The sequence below is a fragment of the Yersinia massiliensis CCUG 53443 genome (assembly GCF_000312485.1).
Classification (GTDB): Bacteria; Pseudomonadota; Gammaproteobacteria; order Enterobacterales; family Enterobacteriaceae; genus Yersinia; species Yersinia massiliensis.
Window position 1 is genome coordinate 82,443 of sequence record NZ_HE997651.1, and the last position, 20,361, is coordinate 102,803.

A 20,361-nucleotide genomic window follows, 5' to 3' on the forward strand; every position below is an offset into this window, starting at 1 on the left:
TCAAGTTGCAACGGTGTAAACGGCATCTTGAAATCTTTTGGGTGTAGGTTCTGGGGTGTAAAAAAGGCTATGTCGCTATCTAATCCATAAATAACGGCACAGCCTGTGTACAACTTAACCCCTTGTCATTGCCGCCACAGTCAAGCACTGCAACACCAATGACGCTGGGTTTATCTAAAGATTACAAGTCCTGCTTTCTCGCCATCTCTTCGTGGTGTTTTTTCTCGCTAAGCATCACGACGATCAGTAACAACACGGCGATGATGCTACCGCCGATCATGACCATAAAGCCGCCGTCCCAACCGAAGTAGTCAACGGTATAACCCACGATGGCACTGGCTGCGACCGAGCCACCTAGATAACCAAACAGACCGGTAAAGCCAGCTGCCGTCCCTGCTGCTTTCTTCGGTGCTAATTCAAGGGCGTGCAAGCCAATCAGCATGACTGGGCCATAGATCAGGAAGCCGATGGTGATCATACACGCCATATCGATACCCGGATTACCGACAGGGTTCAGCCAGTAAATGATGGTCGCGATAGTCACCAGTGTCATAAAGAACACACCTGTTGCGCCACGGTTGCCTTTGAACACTTTGTCTGACATCCAACCGCACAGCAGCGTCCCCGGAATACCAGCGTATTCATACAGGAAATATGCCCATGATGATTTATCGAGCGCGAAGTGCTTCACTTCTTTCAGGTAGGTCGGTGACCAGTCGAGGATGCCGTAACGCAGTAAATAAACGAAAACGTTCGCAATGGCGATATACCACAGCAGTTTGTTGGGGAACACGTATTGCATGAAGATCTGTTTTGCGGTCAGTTCTTCTTCTGCTTTGTCAGTGTAATCGTCTGGGTAGTCGTTTTTGTACTCTTCAATCGGCGGCAGACCCACAGATTGAGGAGTATCGCGCATTAGGCCCAATACGATAAGTGCGACCAAGATAGCCGCGAAAGCAGGCATATAAAGTGCCGCTTTCCAGTCGTTAAACCATGCCATCCCTAACAGGAACAGCAATGGCGGCAAGCCCCCACCGACGTTATGGGCGCAGTTCCAGATAGACACTATCCCGCCACGTTCTTTCTTCGACCACCAGTGAACCATGGTACGGCCACATGGCGGCCAACCCATTCCTTGGAACCAACCGCACAAGAACAGCAGCACAAACATGATGGCGATGCTGGAGGTTGCCCAAGGGACAAAGCCCATGAACAGCATCACGGCTGCGGAAAGAATCAAACCTGCAGACAGGAACACCCGTGGGTTGGAACGGTCAGAAACCGAACCCATGATGAATTTTGAGAAACCGTAAGCGATGGAAATACCAGATAAAGCGAAACCCAGATCCCCACGAGAGAATCCTTGTTCGATCAAATAGGGCATCGCCAAGGTAAAGTTTTTACGCACGAGGTAATAGGCGGCATAACCGAAGAAAATGCCCATGAATATTTGCCAGCGTAAGCGGCGGTAAGTGGGGTCGACCTGGTCTGCGGGAAGCCTTGCCACATGTGGCGCGGGCTTAAAAATACTCAACATGAGTGCCTCCGATGGCTTTTTTGTAGTTTTTTACCCCGGTGTCTCTGCAACCGGAGGTTAAACGGCTAACGTGCTCTCGTTTATGTTCTATAACGAACGGCATACTAGATAAATTCACTCGATTTATCTGTGAGTGATGGCGCATTTGTTACAGTTATATGAAAGCGGGGGCAATTTTGAGCGATTGGTTAACATTTTGAAACCAGTATTCAGAAATTACCTGTGACTTTGATCACAATCATGGTTTTAAAACACCATGTTACTTTCGTTTTTAGTTCGTTTTTGTTCCTTATCAAACAATACCCATAAAGACTGTGGCTCAATAGAGCCATAATGAGCCGCCAGACGGCTGTCTGATAAAGTGGGGTCTTTCATGACGAACAGTTCTCCTTACACAGAAACGGATGTCATCATCATCGGTGGGGGCGCGACCGGCGCAGGGATTGCTCGAGATTGCGCGCGTCGTGGCTTGGCGTGCACGTTGTTAGAGCGGCATGACATTGCCACCGGCGCGACGGGTCGTAACCATGGCTTACTGCACAGTGGCGCTCGCTATGCGGTGACTGATGGGGAGTCCGCTCGAGAATGTATTGAAGAAAACCGAATACTAAAACGTATAGCGCGCCACTGTATCGAGCAAACCGACGGCCTGTTTATCACGCTGCCGGAAGATTCACTGGACTATCAGCAGCAATTTATAGCTCGCTGTCAGGAGGCAGGGATCGAGGCTGAAGCAATCGATCCCAAGCAGGCATTACGTCTGGAACCCGCCGCCAACCCTGCGCTCATTGCTGCGGTTCGTGTACCTGATGGCACCGTGGATCCTTTCCGCTTAACCGCCGCCAATATGCTGGATGCCCGTGAGCACGGCGCGAATGTATTGACTTATCACGAGGTTATCGGGCTATTACGCCAAGGCGATCGTGTGAGCGGCGTGCGCGTTTTCGATCATAAAAACAACCGCCAATACGAAATTCATGCGCAAATTGTGGTCAATGCGGCAGGGATCTGGGGGCAACACATTGCCGAATATGCCGATCTTCGTATTCGCATGTTCCCCGCCAAAGGTGCGCTGCTGATCCTGGGTCATCGCATCAATAACATGGTGATCAACCGCTGCCGTAAACCGGCGGATGCTGACATTTTGGTCCCCGGCGACACCATTTCATTGATCGGCACTACCTCTACGCACATCGAATATGACCAAATAGATAATATGGTGGTCACGGCGCAAGAAGTGGACACCTTAATCCGCGAAGGCTCTAAACTCTCGCCGCAACTGGCACAAACCCGTATTTTACGGGCCTACGCCGGTGTTAGGCCGCTGGTCGCCAGCGATGATGATCCATCAGGGCGTAATGTCAGCCGCGGCATCGTATTGCTGGATCATGCTAGTCGTGACGGCTTGGAAGGGCTTATCACCATTACCGGTGGCAAGTTAATGACCTACCGGCTGATGGCAGAGTGGGCTACCGATAAAGTCTGTGAAAAGCTCGGTGTGAACGCTGCTTGTACCACAGCCCAAACACCACTGCCTGGTTCACAGCAATCGGCGGAACAAACCCTCAGCAAAGTGATTTCTCTGCCCGCCAGTATTCGCGGTTCAGCGGTTTATCGCCACGGCGACCGTGCCACACAGCTCTTGGCGGGGAACCGACTCGATAACAGCTTAGTGTGCGAATGCGAAGCGGTGACGGCGGGTGAAGTACGTTATGCCGTTGATTCTCTGTCGGTGAACAACTTATTAGACTTACGCCGCCGCACTCGGGTCGGTATGGGAACCTGCCAAGGGGAACTCTGCGCCTGCCGAGCCGCTGGCTTGCTTAACCGCTTTAAAGTGACAACACCGCAACAATCCCGTGAGCAACTGACGCAATTTCTCAATGAGCGCTGGAAAGGTGTGCGCCCGATAGCTTGGGGTGATGCGTTAAGGGAGAGTGAGTTTACCCATTGGGTTTATCAAGGATTGTGTGGTTTGGATGACACCCTTTCCGTGGCCCCTATTCAGGAGAAACGCGATGAAATTTGATGTCATTATCATCGGTGGTGGGCTGGCAGGTCTGGCCTGCGGGATACGTCTGGCAGAGCAGGGTAAATATTGTGCCATTGTCAGCGCGGGCCAAAATGCGTTGCATTTCTCCTCTGGCTCACTGGATTTATTGGCAAAATTACCTGATGGACGGGCTATTGGTCAGCCACTCTCGGCCATGGATGCACTGGCTGAAATGGCCCCTGAACATCCCTACAGTAAAATGCGGCAATTCGGACCGGCGGGCGAATTAAGTGAATTGGCCCCGCAAGCTGAAGCGCTACTTCAGCGTTGTGGCCTAAAACTGGTGGGGAGTGCGGCAAAAAACCACTTGCGGCTAACACCATTAGGGGGTTGTCGACCTACTTGGCTTAGCCCCATCGATATCCCTGTGGCCCCGTTGGAAGGTCCGTTGCCATGGCAAAATGTCGCGGTGATTGGCATCGAAGGCTTCCTCGATTTTCAGCCGCAGATGGTCGCCAGTGCTTTGCAAGATCAAGGTATCGAGGCCACGGCTGACTACCTGCATTTACCGGCACTTGATCGCTTGCGCGATAATCCGAGTGAATTCCGTGCTGTGAATATTGCTCGCGTATTGGACCTACCGGAGAACCGGCAAACGCTAGCTGATGAACTCTCCCGTTTATCTTGTGAAGCCGACACCATTTTACTGCCCGCCTGTATCGGGCTGGATGAGTCTGCGCCGTTAGACGCCCTGCGTGCGGCGGTAGGCAAACCGATTCAACTGTTGCCGACACTGCCCCCTTCCTTGCTCGGCATTCGCTTACACCAAGCACTGCGTCAGCGTTTTCAGCAACTCGGCGGCATGACGATGCCGGGTGATGCCGTCTTACGTGCCGAAATGGTCGATAACCGCATCACTGGGCTGTATACCCGCAATCACGGAGACATTCCGTTGCGTGCGGCTCAGATGGTGCTCGCCAGTGGGAGTTTCTTCAGTAATGGGCTGGTCGCCACCTTCGAACGGGTCTACGAGCCGATACTGGATCTGGATGTCTTATCGTTGCCGAATCGCGCGGATTGGAGCCGTAGCAATATGTTTGCTCCGCAGCCTTATTTGCAGTTTGGTGTCAATACCGATAACCGGCTGCGGGCGTTACGTGGCGGTATTGCCTTGGAGAACCTATACGTCATCGGCGCGGTACTGGGGGGATACGATCCCTTGCAGCAAGGCTGTGGCGCGGGGGTTTCACTGACGAGCGCCTTATTCGCCGCAGATCAGATTGTCAGCGCCATGGAGGTGACATTATGACGTGGTTGCCACAGCACGGAGACAGTGACACTTTTTCTCAAGATCTATCGCAGGATAAGCATTTGGCTCGGGATAACAGTTTTGAAAGTTGCATCAAATGCACGGTTTGCACCACCTATTGCCCTGTGGCGAAGGTTAACCCACTCTATCCAGGGCCGAAACAGGCAGGTCCTGATGGTGAGCGCTTACGCCTGAAAGACCCTGCGCTGTACGATGATGCATTAAAATATTGCACCAACTGTAAACGCTGTGAGGTTGCCTGCCCGTCAGATGTCAAAATTGGGGACATCATCCAGCGCGCAAAAGCCAATTACAGCAGCAATAAGCCCAAACTGCGTGATGCGATCCTCAGCCATACCGACATTATGGGCACGCTCTCGACGCCTTTCGCGCCCGTGATCAATGCCGTAACCGGGTTGAAACCGGTACGAACCTTACTGGATAAGGCCCTGAAGATAGATCACCGCCGTGAACTGCCGAAATATTCCTTCGGTACGTTTCGCCGTTGGTATCACAAACAGGCTGAAAAACAGCAGCAATATGCGGAGCAAGTCGCGTTCTTCCACGGCTGCTTCGTTAACTACAATCACCCGCAATTGGGCAAAGATTTAGTCAGTGTATTCAATGCGATGAATATTGGTGTTCAGTTGCTAAAGCGGGAAAAGTGTTGTGGTGTACCGCTGATCGCCAATGGATTTATCGCGCAAGCGAAGAAACAGGCGCAGGTCAATTTGGCATCACTAACAGATGCGGTGATTGAACGAGATATCCCCGTCGTGGCCACCTCTTCAAGCTGTACTTTTACGTTGCGTGATGAGTATCCGCACTTACTGGATGTCGATACCAGCCCCGTGCGCGATAAGGTGGAGTTAGCGACACGTTACCTTTATCGCTTATTGGATCAGGGCCGTGAGCTACCGCTTAAGCCACTCTTTTCTGCCGAAAACAAGCCGCTGCGCATTGCCTACCACACACCATGTCATATGGAGAAAATGGGTTGGACTGCCTATACCTTGGCGCTGTTACAGCGCATCCCCAATATTGAGCTGGTGGTGCTGGATTCTCAGTGTTGTGGTATCGCAGGCACTTATGGTTTTAAATCAGAGAATTACGCTACCGCACAAGGGATTGGGGCATCGCTATTCCAGCAAATAGAGGACAGCGGTGTCGATCTGGTCATTACCGATTGCGAAACCTGTAAATGGCAGATTGAGATGTCGACGAGTAAGCGGTGTGAGCATCCGATTACTTTACTAGCATTAAGTTTATCGCAGGCGTAGGACTTATGTTGGGCAGAGCGCAAGAAGTTGCGCTCTGCTGAGGACGGGTTATTTCAGGGTCAAGGTGCTGATGATAGATTCGGCTTCAGTTTGCGCTTGCTGCTGGTTTTCAGCAGGCAGGGTGATTTGCAATGTCATCAAATGGTTACCGACATTACCGATCACCACTGAAGAATACGCTTTCTGGCCACCGCTGGTAATAATGCTGTCTAACTGCTGGAAAGGTTGTCCATCAATTTTAATCGCTTTATTTGTGATCACTTGCAAGTTGGCATCGCGCACACGCTGTTGTTCAGCTAAGCGGCCAGTCAACACATCCAACGCCTCGTTGGTGCTATCGCCTAAAATCACAATCACTGCTTTATCGCCGGTTTTATTGGCGTAAACGTACATATTATTGGCTTGATTGCCCATCTTCCCGCTTTGATCGGATAAATCAGTGGGTAAACTCAACGCGACTTTGCCATCCATCAAACTGATTGGTTGGCCCACATTGCTATCGCTGCCACTATCACAGGCGCTTAGTCCTACAACCAGCAGACCGACGGCGAGAAACTGAGTGATTCTATGCATGGGTGTTCCTTATTGATGCTGAGCGCGTGTTAGATGTGATGGATAACTGACGACAATAACTCATCAGCTATTATTGATTAATGAGTATATCGCACCTTATTCGATGGCTAAAAGCAACCATTGTTCAATAAGGGAATGGGGGGAAGGTGGTTTTAGGAACAATCTAGAGCAGAGAAAGGCAACCACAACGTGTGGCTGCCTAACGGAACCTTATCGTGCTGCGGATTGAGCCGTAGCCAAGTCTTGTTGGCGAGTCTTGCGGGCAAAGTATTTCAGCAGCACATTGAGCATCACGCCATAAGCTGGCAAGAAGAACAACATACAGATCAGCAGCTTGAAGCTGTAATCAACCAAGGCGATTTCCACCCAATTGGCGGCCATAAAGGGATCAGTACTGCGATAAAACGCAATAAAGAAGAACGCCATGGTATCGCTGATATTGCCAAAGAACATCGCCGCTGTTGGCGCAACCCACCAAGCACTGCGCTGGCGCAGCCGGTTAAACACCTGAACATCCAGAATCTGACCGAGCACATAAGCCATAAAGCTCGCCGCAGCAATACGGGCCACGAACAGGTTGAAAGTGGTTAACGCTGGGAATCCTTGCCAACTCCCCTGATAGAACAGGGCTGAAATCAGGTAGGAAATCAGCAACGCAGGCACCATGACAGACAAAATGATCCGGCGTGCCAAGGGCGCACCAAAAATCCGCACAGTCAGGTCGGTCGCTAAAAAGATAAATGGAAAGGTAAATGCCCCCCAAGTCGTGTGAAAACCGAAAATAGCGATCGGTAATTGCACCAAATAGTTACTGGAGGTAATGATGACAATATGGAATAGCGAGAGCCATACCAAAGCGGTCATCCGCTGTTGGGGTGTAAACGAAAACATAAATGTGACCTTTTTGGTTATTGGGGTGAGGGAACCCAAACAAAATGTACCGTAATTTTACGGCGCGGCGGCATGATACCCGTTTGCGCAACGAATGCAATGGTTAATTTTAACGCAAACGTTAGCGCTACTTGCACCTAAAAATCGACGGGGTAAACTGTCTCGTTTAATAAAGGCAGTCGCTTCGTAAAGACAGTCATTTCAAAAAGACAGCCGTTTCGTAGACCCTACTGCCGCATAAAGCGTGATGCGTTTTCGTCAGGAAGCTTATCTTTACCTTTTAGTATTACGCTGCCACGTGCTGACCGACAAGAGAACCGCCATGACCGATATTTTTGCTCATCCCGATAAAACACTCGATGCATTGGGCCTGCGCTGCCCAGAGCCGGTGATGATGGTCCGTAAAACGGTCCGGCACATGGAAGACGGCCAAACGCTGCTGATCATCGCTGATGATCCCGCCACCACCCGTGATATCCCCGGTTTCTGTCGCTTTATGGATCATCAGTTGTTAGCCCAAGATACTCAGCAGACACCCTATCGCTACCTGCTCAAGAAAGGGGCAAAGGTTGCCTGAGATAGCTGACAAAGTGTTGATTGCGGCGAGGACAAGCAGATCGTAAAGACGCCGTAAAATCATCCCTGATGGCTCGAGCCGCGCCATCCTTGGCGCGGACGCTTTACTCTTCTGCCTGTCCTCACCGTTCTAAGTCGGGTCATCGGTGTTTGTCAGCAGTCTGGGGCAAAAGTCGCCTGATTTGCCCCTCGGCTGATGAGACTTAATTATCCTTTTTGCGTAGTAATCTCAGCGCATTGGCAGTGACTAAAGCTGTGGCACCTGAATCGGCTAATACCGCCATCCACAAGCCGGTTAAGCCTAGCAGTGTGGTGACCAAGAAAACCCCTTTCAACCCTAACGCGATAGCAATATTCTGGCGGATATTGGTGTTAGCGGCGCGGGATAACAGAATAATGTCCGCCAACCCAGTGAGCCGATTATGGGTCAGCGCGGCATCAGCGGTTTCCAACGCCACATCAGTGCCACTGCCCATGGCAATACCAATACTGGCGGCTTTCATCGCTGGCGCGTCATTGATGCCGTCCCCGACCATCACCGTCGGCTGGGCCTCGTTTAGTGCCATCACGGCCTGAACCTTATCGGCTGGCAACAGCCCCGCACGGTAATCAATCCCCAGTTCGTTGGCGATAGCTGCCGCGGCTCGTGGGTTATCACCCGTTAACATCACGCCTTGAATGCCCAAGTTTTTGAGCGAATCAATGGCGAGTTTAGCATCGGCGCGCAGTGTGTCACGTAGCGCCAGTAAGCCAATAAATGCCTCGTTTTCCAGCACCGCGACGGCTGTTTTACCCTGGCTCTCGAGCTTGTCGAGTTGCTCCTGCCATTCACCTGATAATAGCCCTGTAGGGAGTTTACTCGGCGCACTGACACGCACGAGAAGCCCGTTGACCTGGCCTTCAACCCCCACGCCTGCCAGAGCGCGGCGCGCTTCAGCCAGTGGCAACAGTGGGGTGTTTTGTTGCGCTCGTTGCATAATTGCGATGGCTAATGGATGTGGGGAACCGGCTTCGACCGCTGCTGCCAATGACAACAGGCGAGTCTCACTGACACCTGCCACCGGCAGAATATCGGTCACTTTCGGCTTGCCTTCTGTCAGCGTACCGGTTTTGTCGAAGGCCACGGTTTGAATGCGCCCCAGTTGTTCCAGTGCGGCTCCACCTTTGATCAGAGCACCGCGCCGCGTGGCGGCTGCCAAGGCAGAAGTAATGGCCGCTGGCGTAGAAATAACCAGTGCACAGGGACAACCAATCAACAGTAAGGTTAACCCACGGTAAATCCAGCTCTCCCAAGGTTCAGCGAAGGCTAATGGCGGGATGAGTATCACCAGTACGGCAAGAAACATAATCGCTGGCGTATAAATACGGCTGAAACGGTCAATGAAACGCTCAATCGGGGCACGACGTTCTTCCGCTAATTCAATAAGTTGCAGAATACGGTCAATGGCATTATTCCCAGGCTCCGAAATCACCCGCATCTCAGTGGCGCGATCAACAGATAAACATCCTGCGGCAACTTTCTCACCTTGCAAACGTTCAACCGGAATTGACTCCCCGGTCAGGGCGCTTTCATCGAAACTGGCGAACGAAGTGATTAGTTCGGCATCTGCGGGTAGGCGGCCACCTGGGGCGATCTCAATGATATCGCCGGGGCGCAAACTGGCCACTGGAACCATGACTCGCTCACCGTTTTTCAACAACAATGCTTCTTCCGGCACCAGTGCCATGAGTGCTTTGACGCCACGGCGCGCGCGGTTTGCCGCGTAGGACTCCAGCAACTCGCCAATCATAAACAGCAGCAATACCATCGCGGCTTCGGCAGTTGCACCAATAAATAAGGCCCCGATAGCCGCAACGCTCATCAAAGTTTCGATGGCAAAAGGTGTGCCTGAGCGAATGAGTTTCCATGCTTTGCTGGCGATAGGAATCAGCCCGACAAGAGTCGTGGCAGCGAAGGCTATCTCAGCCCATTCGGCGCTGTAAAAAGAGATTCCCCAACTGATGAGCATCAAGAGGGTTAAAAATGCGATTGGCAAATATTCGCGTAGGCGCGATTCGGACGCTGCGGCCTTGTTCTCAGCCGGTGATTGGGCATCGACTAAACTGAAACCGGCCTGCTTGACGGCTTGCTGGACTTGAGGACGGATATCCATGCGCGCATCAACCACTAATTTTTCTGTGGCAAACAGCACTTTGACATTTTCAATGTCAACCTGACTACTGATGGCATTTTCAATTTTTCTAGCACAGCTTGGGCAGTCCATCCCTTTGACCTGCCAGCTAAAACGCTGGCTGCCAGCGGGCGTCGCTGCCGTCAGTATGTCGCTTTCGTCATCGCCTTCTTCGGTATGGCTCTGACTACAGCAACCTCCATTGCTATGTGAGTGCTCACTTACTGAGCTTGTGCTGTCAGTGCTGGTATTAGTTGCTGCTGAGCTGCTACAACCCACCTGCTTTTTAGCGTGAGTATGGCCACAGCCACAGTTTTTCTGCGTATCCGCTGAGTGGTTATGTTCAGAATGTGAATGCATCGTAGCCCCCTTGGCAGGATTTGTTCGGTGTAAGAGCACTCTACACCTTAGAGTCAACTCCAGAGTCAATAGCGCGAATGATAAGTATCACTCAATAGGGGGTCTGATATCAGGAAGGGATGATTAAGGGGGGATGTCACTTGTATCTCAATAATGAGTTCCTTCCTTGGAACCCTGTGCCGTATCAATCTATTTAACCGTGTTACGGCACTCACCTATTTATTCGTTTTCTAATGACTCACTCACTCACTCACTAACAATGCAAACTGATAGCGAGAGGGACTTTATAAATACAGCGACCGGACAATCAAGAAATGCCCGACAAAATAGCAACCTGCGACAATGGCATCTGATGCACGGAAAGAAAAACGATAGCGATTCAACAACCAAATGCTATAGGAAACCAGTAAGAACAACGTCCCTGCCAGTAACGAGAAACTCATGTCTGTACTGCGGGCGAAGTATTGCTCACCTGCCATCCAAACCATTAATAACGTCATACCAACCAAGGCAACGACGGGCCAGCGCATCTCATCCAATTTGGTCCAGACAGTCGCGAGCAGTAAGGCGCCGATGATGATTAAAACCAAAGGCAACGGCCAGAAGAACGTAAAGGTCATCTGGCTGGCAAAGCTGATGGTATACAGTAAATGGGATAGGAAGAACGCGCCTAGCGCATAAAGTAAGCGCTCACTGGGTAGCAGCAATAAGGCATCGGCAACTAAGGTCGCCAGCAAGCCTAGTACGATAAGATAACCGGCAGGGCCAAGAACGGGGGCTTGCCAAGCCAGTAAGAGCAACAGTAACAGGGTGACGGGTTTGAATACCCAACGCTGCCAGCGTGGGCCACGGTAAGTTGCATCGACAAACAACCAACCAGAAAAGAATACGGCAAGGAATGGCCAGCTCATTATTTATCCTTTTTTCTATGCAGGTTTCAGCGAGATACCTGACTTGTCATAAAAAAGACGCAACGGCAATAACATCAAATATATACCTGAATAAGTGTAAAGGATGGAGGGCAAGAGCGATAGAGACGAGATGCAGGATTTGTCTGTTTTATGACACATAATGCGTAGCAGTACGCATAATCAGATATCGCGGTTGAATCAGCCTGTGTGGGTCTTGGTCTTGTTTGACCCACATGATATGTTAACGCCGATTTCATTCCGCTAAATCAAGGGATAGAGGCAGATAACGCCATGGCTAATGAACAGTTACTTTATCGTATTCAATTTATTAATAACGGTAAGAATTATCAGCTCTATGTTCGAGAAATCGGGCCGAGTACCCTATTTGGATTTATTGAGATTGCTGATTTTGTCTTCGATAGCCAATCAACACTGCTGGTGGACCCTTCAACAGAAAAACTGAAAACAGAGTTTTCGGGCGTTAACCGTAGCTATATCCCTCTGCATTCCGTGATTCGTATTGATGCTGTGACGGAAAAAGGCAGCGCGCGGATCTCTGAATTGGGCAGCAATGTGATGAGTTTCCCCTATTTACCCGGCAATAAGCCCTAAGGGCTGTCAAAAAACTCATTACTCACGTTTGAACAAGATTTTTCAGGTAATACCGTATGAGCAAACCGCCCTTATTATTGATTGCAGTCGTGGTGTTGATCGCGGTTCTAGCGACTCGCCAGTATTGGCAGAAAAAAAAGCAGGATGCAGAAAACGATCGTTCGCCAGTACGTAGTTTGCAAGTCGAAGTAGCGGAAAAGCGGGAAGTGTTGGCACCTAATCGCCGCTCCCGTCAGCGTGAAGAGATTGTTGCAGAAGAAAAACGCTATGAGGTGTATTTCCAGCCGCTTCTCAGCAGCATCGATGCTTCAACTGACAGTAAAATCAAAATGATCGTACCGCAGCAGGAATTCAACCGTATAGAGCAAGGTGCAAAGGGAACATTACGTTTACAAGGCACCCGCTATATTGGTTTTGTCCCAAACTAAATCGCGACAACAGTTAATTACATGACAACAGTTAATCACATGGTAACAGCCTAGAAATAATCGTTCAGAACGTTGTTATGTCACGGCGGATTATTTTTTAGGCAGTGGTGGTTGTTTCTTTTGCCAAGCCAGTAATTCGAATACGCCGAACACAAAAATTTTAAACTGTTGCAAGCCGCTGATCGGTTGGTCTTTCGGCTGAGTTGACTTGAGCAGAACCAGTTGCAGGCCATGCATCAACACCATGAATATCATGGCAACATTGATAAAATACTTTAAGGGGGAAGGGAACGGCTGAAACAGATTCAGCAGTAAGAAGAACCATACCCCTAACATCAATAAGCGACCGAGATTAATCCACATGGTGTTGCTCCTGTTCTTCAACTGAGTCCGCGTTTCGGTGAGTCTCTTGGTGGCGTATATAGAGGCGATAGGCCACTTGTCCCGCAATCTTCTCACGGTGCAATTGCCAATTGGCCGGAACATCGGTGGCCGCGCTTTCGGCCTCGGCTTCGACATAAATCCAAGCCTCGGGAGTCAGCCAGTTAAATTGTTCCAGCAGATTGATGGTTTCAGCTAACAAGCCTTGGCGAAAAGGGGGGTCAAGGAAGACCAAATCGAAAGGTTGCCCTGGTTGAGCTAACCACTGAAGCGCGTTGGTATTCACAACTTGCCCATTTTCGGCGCTCAGTAACGACAGATTATTGCTCAATTGTTTCGCAACGTACCGGTCAGATTCCAGCAGCGTAGCTTCGCGAGCATAACGGGATAACGCTTCTAGCCCCAAAGCACCGCTACCGGCAAAGCAATCAAGGCAGCGAACACCCTGAATCATAGGGGCAAGCCAGTTAAATAGCGTCTCCCTGACGCGATCTGTGGTGGGGCGCAGGCCTGGGCTATTGGGGACAGGTAATTTACGCCCCCGCCATTTGCCACCAATGATACGGATTTGTCCTGCGGACTGTTGTGGTGCTTGTTTGTCTTTTGCTGTTGGTCGCTTTGCCATAAGTCGCTTTGCTTGAAAATTGGCCAGTATTGCAGCACTGAATAAATGAATTGGTTCTATTCTACCTATGTGTGCAGTGCTGAGGAAAGGTTATATCCTCGTCGACCATGAAGCGTGATGGGGTGAGTTGCTTATCAACAGCGTTAATCCGTTTCGAGAAGGTTTTCCTGATTGAATTCACAATAGAAAGCAGCATCGTGCGCGTGTTGCTGTTCAGGGGAAAGTGATAGACTGGCGAACTATTATCTTATTTATGTAAACCCAAAGTAATTAGAGTCCAAAATGGCAAAAGAAAAAAAACGCGGATTTTTTTCCTGGCTGGGTCTTGGCCGTCAGAGTGAAGAACAAACAGCAGAGCCATTGGCTACTGATAAAGAGAGTGTTGCTGGTGAAGCTGAGCAGCAGCCTATCCACGAACAGCGGCCGATCAACGAACAAGCGCCGATCACCAATGAGCAAGCTATCCGCGATGAACATGCTGAAGCTGTTCCTGAAAGCGCCTCCGTTGAAGACGCTGAATCACGCGAACCGATAGCCGAACATTCCGCAGTCACACTAGGTGAGTGGGACAGTGCTGTTATCAGTGAAGCCGCCGCCGAAACGTTGCCGGAAGTCGAGGTTGAACCAACAGCACAAGTCGTTGATGAGCCGATTGATTTCTCTACCGAACCTGAGTATTTGCAGCATCATTTTTCTGCAAATCAGCAGGAGAGCGATAATGTTGCACAGTGGGATGAAGGCACGGTTAGCGCGCCAGAATTGCCAATAACAGAAGAGAATATTGTTATCGATGTGGCCGAAACATCGGCATCGCAAGCGATTGTTGGCGACGTTATCGCCGAAGAAGACGTAGAAGAAGATATTGAACCAGAAGAAGAACCTGAACACGTCCTTGCCTCAGTTGCCGTACAGGAACAGGAGCGGCCAACGAAAGAGGGTTTCTTCGCGCGATTAAAACGCAGCTTAATTAAAACCAAACAGAATCTCGGTTCTGGTTTTATGGGGTTGTTCAGTGGTAAGAAAATCGACGACGATCTCTTTGATGAGCTGGAAGAACAGCTCCTGATCGCCGACGTTGGCGTTGAAACGACCCGCAAAATCATTTCCTCGTTAACTGAGCATGCTAGCCGGAAGCAATTAAAAGATGCCGAAGCACTCTATGGCAAGCTCAAAGAGGAAATGTCCGAAATTCTGGCTAAAGTAGATAAACCATTGGATGTCCGTGGCAAAAATCCGTATGTCATCTTAATGGTCGGCGTCAATGGCGTGGGTAAAACAACCACCATCGGTAAGCTGGCGCGTCAATTCCAAGCAGAAGGTAAATCGGTGATGTTGGCTGCGGGTGATACATTCCGCGCCGCGGCGGTAGAACAGCTTCAAGTCTGGGGTGAGCGCAACAAGATTGCCGTGGTTGCTCAACATACCGGTGCAGACTCAGCGTCGGTCATTTTCGATGCCATTCAGGCGGCTAAAGCCCGTGGTATTGATGTGTTACTGGCCGACACCGCAGGGCGTTTACAGAATAAAGCGCATCTGATGGAAGAGCTGAAGAAGATTGTCCGCGTGATGAAAAAGCTGGACGGCGATGCCCCACATGAGGTTATGCTGACGTTAGATGCCAGTACCGGACAAAATGCGGTCAGTCAGGCAAAACTCTTTAATGAAGCAGTGGGTCTGACTGGGATTACACTGACTAAACTGGATGGTACCGCTAAAGGCGGGGTTATCTTTGCTATTGCAGACCAGTTTGGTATCCCTATCCGTTATATCGGTGTTGGGGAAGGTATAGAAGATTTACGGCCATTCAAGGCTGACGATTTTATTGAGGCTCTTTTTGCCCGAGAGGATTAATACGGATGATTCGCTTTGAACAGGTCAGTAAAGCTTATCTAGGCGGACGGCAGGCGCTGCAAGGGGTCGATTTTCACCTGCGTCCAGCGGAAATGGCGTTTTTAACCGGCCATTCAGGGGCAGGGAAAAGTACGCTGCTGAAACTGATTTGTGGTATCGAGCGCCCCAGTGCTGGCCATATTTGGTTCGGTGGTCACGATATCAGCCGCTTGAAAAACCGCGAAGTGCCGTTCTTGCGCCGCCAGATCGGGATGATCTTCCAAGATCACCATCTGCTATTGGACAGAACGGTTTACGACAATGTTGCTATGCCTCTAATTATCGCCGGTGCGAGCACGGAAGATATTCGCCGTAGGGTGTCTGCGGCGCTGGATAAAGTTGGTCTGCTGGATAAAGCGAAGAACTTCCCGATTCAGCTTTCCGGTGGTGAGCAGCAACGTGTCGGTATTGCTCGTGCGGTAGTGAATAAACCCGCGGTATTACTGGCGGATGAACCCACTGGTAACTTGGACGATGCACTTTCTGAAGGCATTTTGCGCTTATTTGAAGAGTTTAACCGTGTGGGTGTGACTGTCTTGATGGCGACTCATGATACGTCGTTAATTGCTAGGCGGCGCTACCCCATTCTGACGTTAAGTCAGGGGCGGATGTTAGGAGCGCATCATGGCGAATAATGCACAAAAAGCAAAAACCAAGGCGCTGAAAGGCGGGTGGCGCGAACAGTGGCGCTATTCTTGGGTCAATGCGATTGCCGATATGATGCGTCAGCCCTTAGCAACGCTGCTAACGGTGATGGTTATTGCTATCTCGCTGACACTGCCAAGTGTCTGTTATATCGTGTGGAAAAACGTCAGCCAGGCAGCGGATCAATGGTATCCAACCCCACAATTGACGGTTTATCTGGATAAGGCACTGGATGATAACGCGGCTGAAAATGTTGTCACTACACTGAAAGCAGAAGCCGGTGTTGAGAAAGTCAATTATCTGTCGCGAGAAGAAGCGATGGGTGAGTTCCGTAACTGGTCAGGTTTTGGCGGTGCGCTGGATATGCTGGAAGAAAACCCGTTGCCAGCGGTTGCCATCATCACTCCTAAACTGGATTTCCAAAGCTCGGGCACACTGGACACCTTGCGTGACAGAGTGAGCAAAGTCGAGGGTGTCGCTGAAGTTCGCATGGATGACAGTTGGTTTGCCCGCTTGGCTGCGTTGACGGGGTTAGTGGGTCAAGTTGCGGCGATGATTGGCGTCTTGATGGTGATCGCAGTGTTCTTGGTCATTGGTAACAGTGTGCGGCTCAGTATCTTCAGCCGTCGCGATACCATCAATGTGATGAAGCTCATTGGCGCGACTGATGGATTCATTTTACGGCCCTTCCTGAACGGTGGGGCGATGCTGGGCTTCGGTGGTGCGGTGCTGTCGCTGATTCTGTCTGAAGCACTGGTGTGGAAGTTAGGCTCGGTGGTCACGCAAGTGGCGACGGTGTTCGGCACGAGCTTTACACTACATGGCTTAAGTTGGGATGAATCCCTACTGCTGGTGTTGATCTCCGCCATGATTGGCTGGATCGCTGCTTGGTTGGCAACGGTGCAACATTTACGCCGATTTACACCGCAATAAAGAATGTTTGTTATACTCTTTTCCTGCGGTGCTCAGTTAACGCAGGAAAAGAGGCTCTGTTTACCACTAAATGATATCGATGTTTCCTGCTACACACAGCCAGTTTCCTGTGACGATCCACTGCAAAAAATGTGATCCAGTTTGAACTTTTATGGCAACATCCGGTCGAACAACACAGTGAAATGATAAGGTGCCCAGCGCTTGAATCTGCATAAGCAGATGCTAAAATATCTGCGCTGAGAGAAATCTGCACTATAAGCCAAATGCAATGAGAGGGTTTTGAATGACCAAAGAAATGCAAACTTTAGCCTTAGTACCCCAAGGTAGTCTGGAAGCCTATATTCGGGCTGCCAACGCCTATCCAATGCTGACAGCAGAGGAAGAGCGGGAGCTGGCTGAACGGCTGCATTACCAGGGCGATCTGGGAGCGGCTAAACAGCTTATCCTGTCTCACCTGCGCTTTGTCGCTCATGTTGCCCGTAATTATTCTGGGTATGGTTTGCCACAAGCTGACCTTATCCAAGAAGGTAATATTGGCTTGATGAAAGCGGTTCGTCGCTTCAACCCTGAAGTTGGGGTGCGTCTGGTGTCCTTCGCGGTACATTGGATCAAAGCAGAAATTCACGAATATGTTCTGCGTAACTGGCGGATTGTTAAAGTCGCAACCACAAAAGCTCAGCGTAAGCTGTTCTTTAATCTGCGTAAAACCAAACAGCGTCTGGGTTGGTTTAACCAAGATGAAGTCGAGTTGGTTGCCAAAGAGCTGGGTGTGACCAGTAAAGATGTTCGCGAGATGGAATCACGTATGTCCGCTCAGGATATGACGTTCGATCCTTCTCCAGATGACGAAGCACGTGATGGCCAATCTATGGCCCCAGTCCTGTATTTGCAGGATAAAACCTCTGATTTTGCCGATGGTATTGAAGAGGATAACTGGGATAACCATGCAGCAGACAAACTGGCTTATGCGTTGGAAGGCTTGGACGAGCGGAGCCAGCATATTATCCGCGCACGTTGGCTAGACGATGAGAACAAGTCTACGTTGCAAGAATTGGCCGATCAGTACGGCGTTTCTGCCGAGCGTGTTCGCCAGTTAGAAAAAAATGCGATGAAAAAATTACGTATGGCAATTGAAGCCTAATAGGGCGTAACAGCGATTGTGATATGACAAAGGGCGATAGTGATATCGCCCTTTTGCTTTTCTGATATTGGCGGCTAATTATCGCTGCCATCCCTGATTATCACGGCTAAATCCGCAGGCGAGCATAAAACCCTCAAGGGCCGCGAGATTTTCAGCGGTGACCTGCTCGTCACTCATCACCCAGTGTTGAGTTGATGGTAGCTGGCGTAGCGCCTCTTCAATTAGGTATAACCCTACACCCCGACGACGAGTCACCTCCCTGACACATAAATCCTCTAGTCTGGCCTCTTGGCCATCCACGACAATTTTCACAGCTCCGAGTAGACGCTCATTGAACCGTGCCGCAAAGAGTGGCTTACCATCGCTAATCCACTGTTGCCAGTTAGCTTGCTGCTGCTCCGGCCAAATCTTGGCTAAATCGATAAGATCTTGATGAGTAAGGGTGGTGAGTCGTTCAATTGTCAGTTTCATCGTCGAGAGACCATAAAAAAGTAAAGGATATTGTGCTGTGGTTTATTGTACTAGATCACAGACCAGAGTGTTGTGTAAGTTTTTCTGTACGTCAGTGGGAGAAAATGTTTTTTCGATACTGCATTTTCCGAGTTTTAACTGAGTAAATGATCACATAAGCAGCATAAGCCACTATCATTTGAGTAAAACCCATTCAATTTAATCCTAATTTTATGCTGTTTACACCGCTTGTTTCTGCTTGTCTTAGTTGATTTACAGCATAAAACTCCTGTTTAATGACATGAAAAATAAAGTCTTATTAGAAAAAAGCTACACTTTTGAGACTAAATCATTATTACATATGAATAAAACGTTGCAGCACGATAAAACGTTAAGACCAACACAACAAGCACGTTCACAATGACAGATGGGGAATTCGCGGATGAAATTAACGAAAGGTAAAATGTTGCTGGCTGGGTGTATCGCGATGGCGATGAGCCATTCTGCTCTGGCGGAAGACATTAAAGTTGCCATTGTTGGCGCAATGTCCGGTCCGGTTGCCCAATACGGTGACATGGAATTTACCGGTGCACGTCAAGCTATTGCTGACATCAATGCCAAAGGTGGAATTAACGGCAATAAACTGGTCGGCGTGGAATACGATGATGCCTGCGACCCAAAACAAGCTGTTGCTGTCGCGAACAAAGTCATTAACGACGGTATTCGTTATGTTATCGGCCACCTGTGCTCTTCTTCTACTCAGCCTGCTTCAGATATTTATGAAGATGAAGGCGTGATTATGATCACCCCAGCCGCGACAAACGCTGATCTGACCACTCGTGGTTACAAAATGATTATGCGCACCACCGGCTTGGATTCTGATCAAGGCCCAACTGCCGCCAAATACATCCTTGAAACCATCAAACCTAAACGTATCGCGGTGGTTCACGATAAGCAGCAGTATGGTGAAGGTCTGGCGCGTTCAGTGCGTGATAGCCTGAAAAAGCAAGGTACAGAGCCTGTGCTGTTTGAAGGTGTGACTGCCGGTGATAAAGATTTCTCTACATTGGTCGCTCGTCTGAAGAAAGAAAACGTCGATTTCGTCTACTTCGGCGGGTACTACCCAGAAATGGGTCAAATCCTGCGTCAGGCTAAGCAAGCAGGTCTGACCGCTCGCTTTATGGGACCAGAAGGCGTGGGCAACTCCTCACTGTCTAACATTGCGGGTGACGCTTCTGAAGGCATGCTGGTGACATTACCGAAACGTTATGACCAAGTTCCGGCTAACCAACCTATCGTTGACGCGCTGAAAGCGAAAAAACTGGATCCAACTGGCCCGTTCGTCTGGACCACTTATGCCGCACTGCAATCGCTGACAACCGCGATGGACCGTGCCGGTAGCCAAGAACCAGCCGATTTGGTCAAAGATCTGAAAACCGGCAAACCGGTTGAAACGGTAATGGGTCCATTGAGCTGGGATGAGAAAGGCGATCTGAAAGGGTTTGAGTTCGGTATTTTTGAATGGCATGCGGATGGTTCATCTACCGCAGTCAAATAACAATAATATTAGAAACATCAAGTTATAGGGTTGTTTATGTAACAACCCGTCCCCTTCAACCAATTGCATCCCCCCACGTTCCGGGGGGATTTTTCTC

General features: G+C 49.9%; 20 protein-coding genes. 11 read left to right on the forward strand and 9 right to left on the reverse strand.

What is annotated here, in order from left to right; genetic code table 11:
- Positions 1 to 181: 181 nt before the first annotated feature.
- Together glpT and BN68_RS24455 are read right to left on the reverse strand one after the other, a co-directional pair.
- A complete protein-coding gene (glpT, locus tag BN68_RS21135) occupies positions 182 to 1,537 on the reverse strand; it encodes a glycerol-3-phosphate transporter (RefSeq protein WP_019213178.1) in 1,356 nt (451 codons plus the stop codon).
- A 246-nt stretch (positions 1,538 to 1,783) separates the two neighbouring features.
- Positions 1,784 to 1,912 carry a hypothetical protein gene (locus BN68_RS24455; protein WP_019213179.1) on the reverse strand — a complete coding sequence of 43 codons (129 nt, stop codon included), beginning with the start codon at positions 1,910 to 1,912 and terminating at the stop codon, positions 1,784 to 1,786.
- Here BN68_RS24455 and glpA point away from each other — a divergent pair.
- From glpA to glpC, 3 genes are read left to right on the forward strand one after another with little or no spacing between them, the layout of a single operon-like run.
- Positions 1,911 to 3,566 carry an anaerobic glycerol-3-phosphate dehydrogenase subunit A gene (gene glpA, locus BN68_RS21140; RefSeq protein ID WP_019213180.1) on the forward strand — a complete coding sequence of 552 codons (1,656 nt, stop codon included), beginning with the start codon at positions 1,911 to 1,913 and terminating at the stop codon, positions 3,564 to 3,566. The genes BN68_RS24455 and glpA overlap by 2 nt on opposite strands.
- Positions 3,556 to 4,839, forward strand: a complete 1,284-nt coding sequence (glpB, locus tag BN68_RS21145) for a glycerol-3-phosphate dehydrogenase subunit GlpB (RefSeq protein ID WP_019213181.1) — start codon at positions 3,556 to 3,558, stop codon at positions 4,837 to 4,839. The genes glpA and glpB overlap by 11 nt, the downstream gene beginning before the upstream one ends.
- Entirely contained in the window at positions 4,836 to 6,119 is a 1,284-nt protein-coding gene (gene glpC, locus BN68_RS21150; RefSeq protein ID WP_019213182.1) for an anaerobic glycerol-3-phosphate dehydrogenase subunit GlpC, read from the forward strand. Before glpB ends, glpC begins: the two co-directional genes overlap by 4 nt.
- Positions 6,120 to 6,167: 48 nt before the next feature.
- Here glpC and BN68_RS21155 read toward each other — a convergent pair whose 3' ends face one another.
- Positions 6,168 to 6,692, reverse strand: a complete 525-nt coding sequence (locus BN68_RS21155) for a DcrB family lipoprotein (protein ID WP_019213183.1) — start codon at positions 6,690 to 6,692, stop codon at positions 6,168 to 6,170.
- 210 nt (positions 6,693 to 6,902) lie between these two features.
- Complete coding sequence (locus BN68_RS21160) at positions 6,903 to 7,583, reverse strand: 7-cyano-7-deazaguanine/7-aminomethyl-7-deazaguanine transporter (RefSeq protein ID WP_019213184.1); 681 nt, start codon at positions 7,581 to 7,583, stop codon at positions 6,903 to 6,905.
- A gap of 322 nt (positions 7,584 to 7,905) precedes the next feature.
- Between BN68_RS21160 and tusA the strand changes: the two genes are divergently transcribed.
- On the forward strand, positions 7,906 to 8,160 hold the full coding sequence (gene tusA, locus BN68_RS21165; RefSeq protein WP_019213185.1) for a sulfurtransferase TusA: 255 nt from the start codon (positions 7,906 to 7,908) through the stop codon (positions 8,158 to 8,160).
- Positions 8,161 to 8,362: 202 nt separating this feature from the next.
- Here the strand turns inward: tusA and BN68_RS21175 are convergent, their stop codons facing one another.
- Complete coding sequence (locus tag BN68_RS21175) at positions 8,363 to 10,690, reverse strand: zinc/cadmium/mercury/lead-transporting ATPase (protein WP_019213186.1); 2,328 nt, start codon at positions 10,688 to 10,690, stop codon at positions 8,363 to 8,365.
- A 284-nt stretch (positions 10,691 to 10,974) separates the two neighbouring features.
- Positions 10,975 to 11,601, reverse strand: coding sequence for a lysoplasmalogenase (locus tag BN68_RS21180; protein WP_019213187.1), 627 nt, complete (start codon positions 11,599 to 11,601; stop codon positions 10,975 to 10,977).
- A 291-nt stretch (positions 11,602 to 11,892) separates the two neighbouring features.
- Here BN68_RS21180 and BN68_RS21185 point away from each other — a divergent pair, with 291 nt between their 5' ends.
- Together BN68_RS21185 and BN68_RS21190 are read left to right on the forward strand one after the other, a co-directional pair.
- A complete protein-coding gene (locus tag BN68_RS21185) occupies positions 11,893 to 12,213 on the forward strand; it encodes a DUF1820 family protein (protein ID WP_004391329.1) in 321 nt (106 codons plus the stop codon).
- A gap of 56 nt (positions 12,214 to 12,269) precedes the next feature.
- On the forward strand, positions 12,270 to 12,641 hold the full coding sequence (locus BN68_RS21190) for a DUF2500 domain-containing protein (RefSeq protein ID WP_042807068.1): 372 nt from the start codon (positions 12,270 to 12,272) through the stop codon (positions 12,639 to 12,641).
- 90 nt (positions 12,642 to 12,731) lie between these two features.
- Here the strand turns inward: BN68_RS21190 and BN68_RS21195 are convergent, their stop codons facing one another.
- Both BN68_RS21195 and rsmD read right to left on the reverse strand, forming a co-directional pair.
- Entirely contained in the window at positions 12,732 to 13,004 is a 273-nt protein-coding gene (locus BN68_RS21195) for a DUF1145 family protein (protein ID WP_019213188.1), read from the reverse strand.
- Positions 12,994 to 13,647 carry a 16S rRNA (guanine(966)-N(2))-methyltransferase gene (gene rsmD / locus BN68_RS21200; RefSeq protein WP_019213189.1) on the reverse strand — a complete coding sequence of 218 codons (654 nt, stop codon included), beginning with the start codon at positions 13,645 to 13,647 and terminating at the stop codon, positions 12,994 to 12,996. The genes BN68_RS21195 and rsmD overlap by 11 nt, the downstream gene beginning before the upstream one ends.
- Positions 13,648 to 13,929: 282 nt before the next feature.
- On the opposite strand from rsmD, the gene ftsY reads away from it, so the two are divergent.
- From ftsY to rpoH, 4 genes are all read left to right on the forward strand, one after another.
- The gene (gene ftsY, locus BN68_RS21205; RefSeq protein ID WP_019213190.1) at positions 13,930 to 15,498 is read left to right on the forward strand and encodes a signal recognition particle-docking protein FtsY; all 1,569 of its coding nucleotides are present in this window, start codon (positions 13,930 to 13,932) and stop codon (positions 15,496 to 15,498) included.
- Positions 15,499 to 15,503: 5 nt separating this feature from the next.
- Positions 15,504 to 16,172, forward strand: a complete 669-nt coding sequence (gene ftsE / locus BN68_RS21210; RefSeq protein ID WP_019213191.1) for a cell division ATP-binding protein FtsE — start codon at positions 15,504 to 15,506, stop codon at positions 16,170 to 16,172.
- Positions 16,162 to 17,115 (forward strand): permease-like cell division protein FtsX, encoded by a 954-nt coding sequence (gene ftsX, locus BN68_RS21215; RefSeq protein WP_019213192.1) that lies wholly within the window; start codon positions 16,162 to 16,164, stop codon positions 17,113 to 17,115. The genes ftsE and ftsX overlap by 11 nt, the downstream gene beginning before the upstream one ends.
- 283 nt (positions 17,116 to 17,398) lie before the next feature.
- Positions 17,399 to 18,256: an RNA polymerase sigma factor RpoH gene (gene rpoH / locus BN68_RS21220; protein WP_019213193.1), complete on the forward strand. Its 858-nt coding sequence runs from the start codon at positions 17,399 to 17,401 to the stop codon at positions 18,254 to 18,256.
- 78 nt (positions 18,257 to 18,334) lie between these two features.
- On the opposite strand, the gene panM is transcribed toward rpoH, so the two are convergent.
- Positions 18,335 to 18,727: an aspartate 1-decarboxylase autocleavage activator PanM gene (panM, locus tag BN68_RS21225; RefSeq protein ID WP_019213194.1), complete on the reverse strand. Its 393-nt coding sequence runs from the start codon at positions 18,725 to 18,727 to the stop codon at positions 18,335 to 18,337.
- Between the two features lie 421 nt (positions 18,728 to 19,148).
- On the opposite strand from panM, the gene BN68_RS21230 reads away from it, so the two are divergent.
- On the forward strand, positions 19,149 to 20,264 hold the full coding sequence (locus BN68_RS21230; protein WP_019213195.1) for a branched-chain amino acid ABC transporter substrate-binding protein: 1,116 nt from the start codon (positions 19,149 to 19,151) through the stop codon (positions 20,262 to 20,264).
- The last annotated feature ends 97 nt before the right edge of the window (positions 20,265 to 20,361 follow it).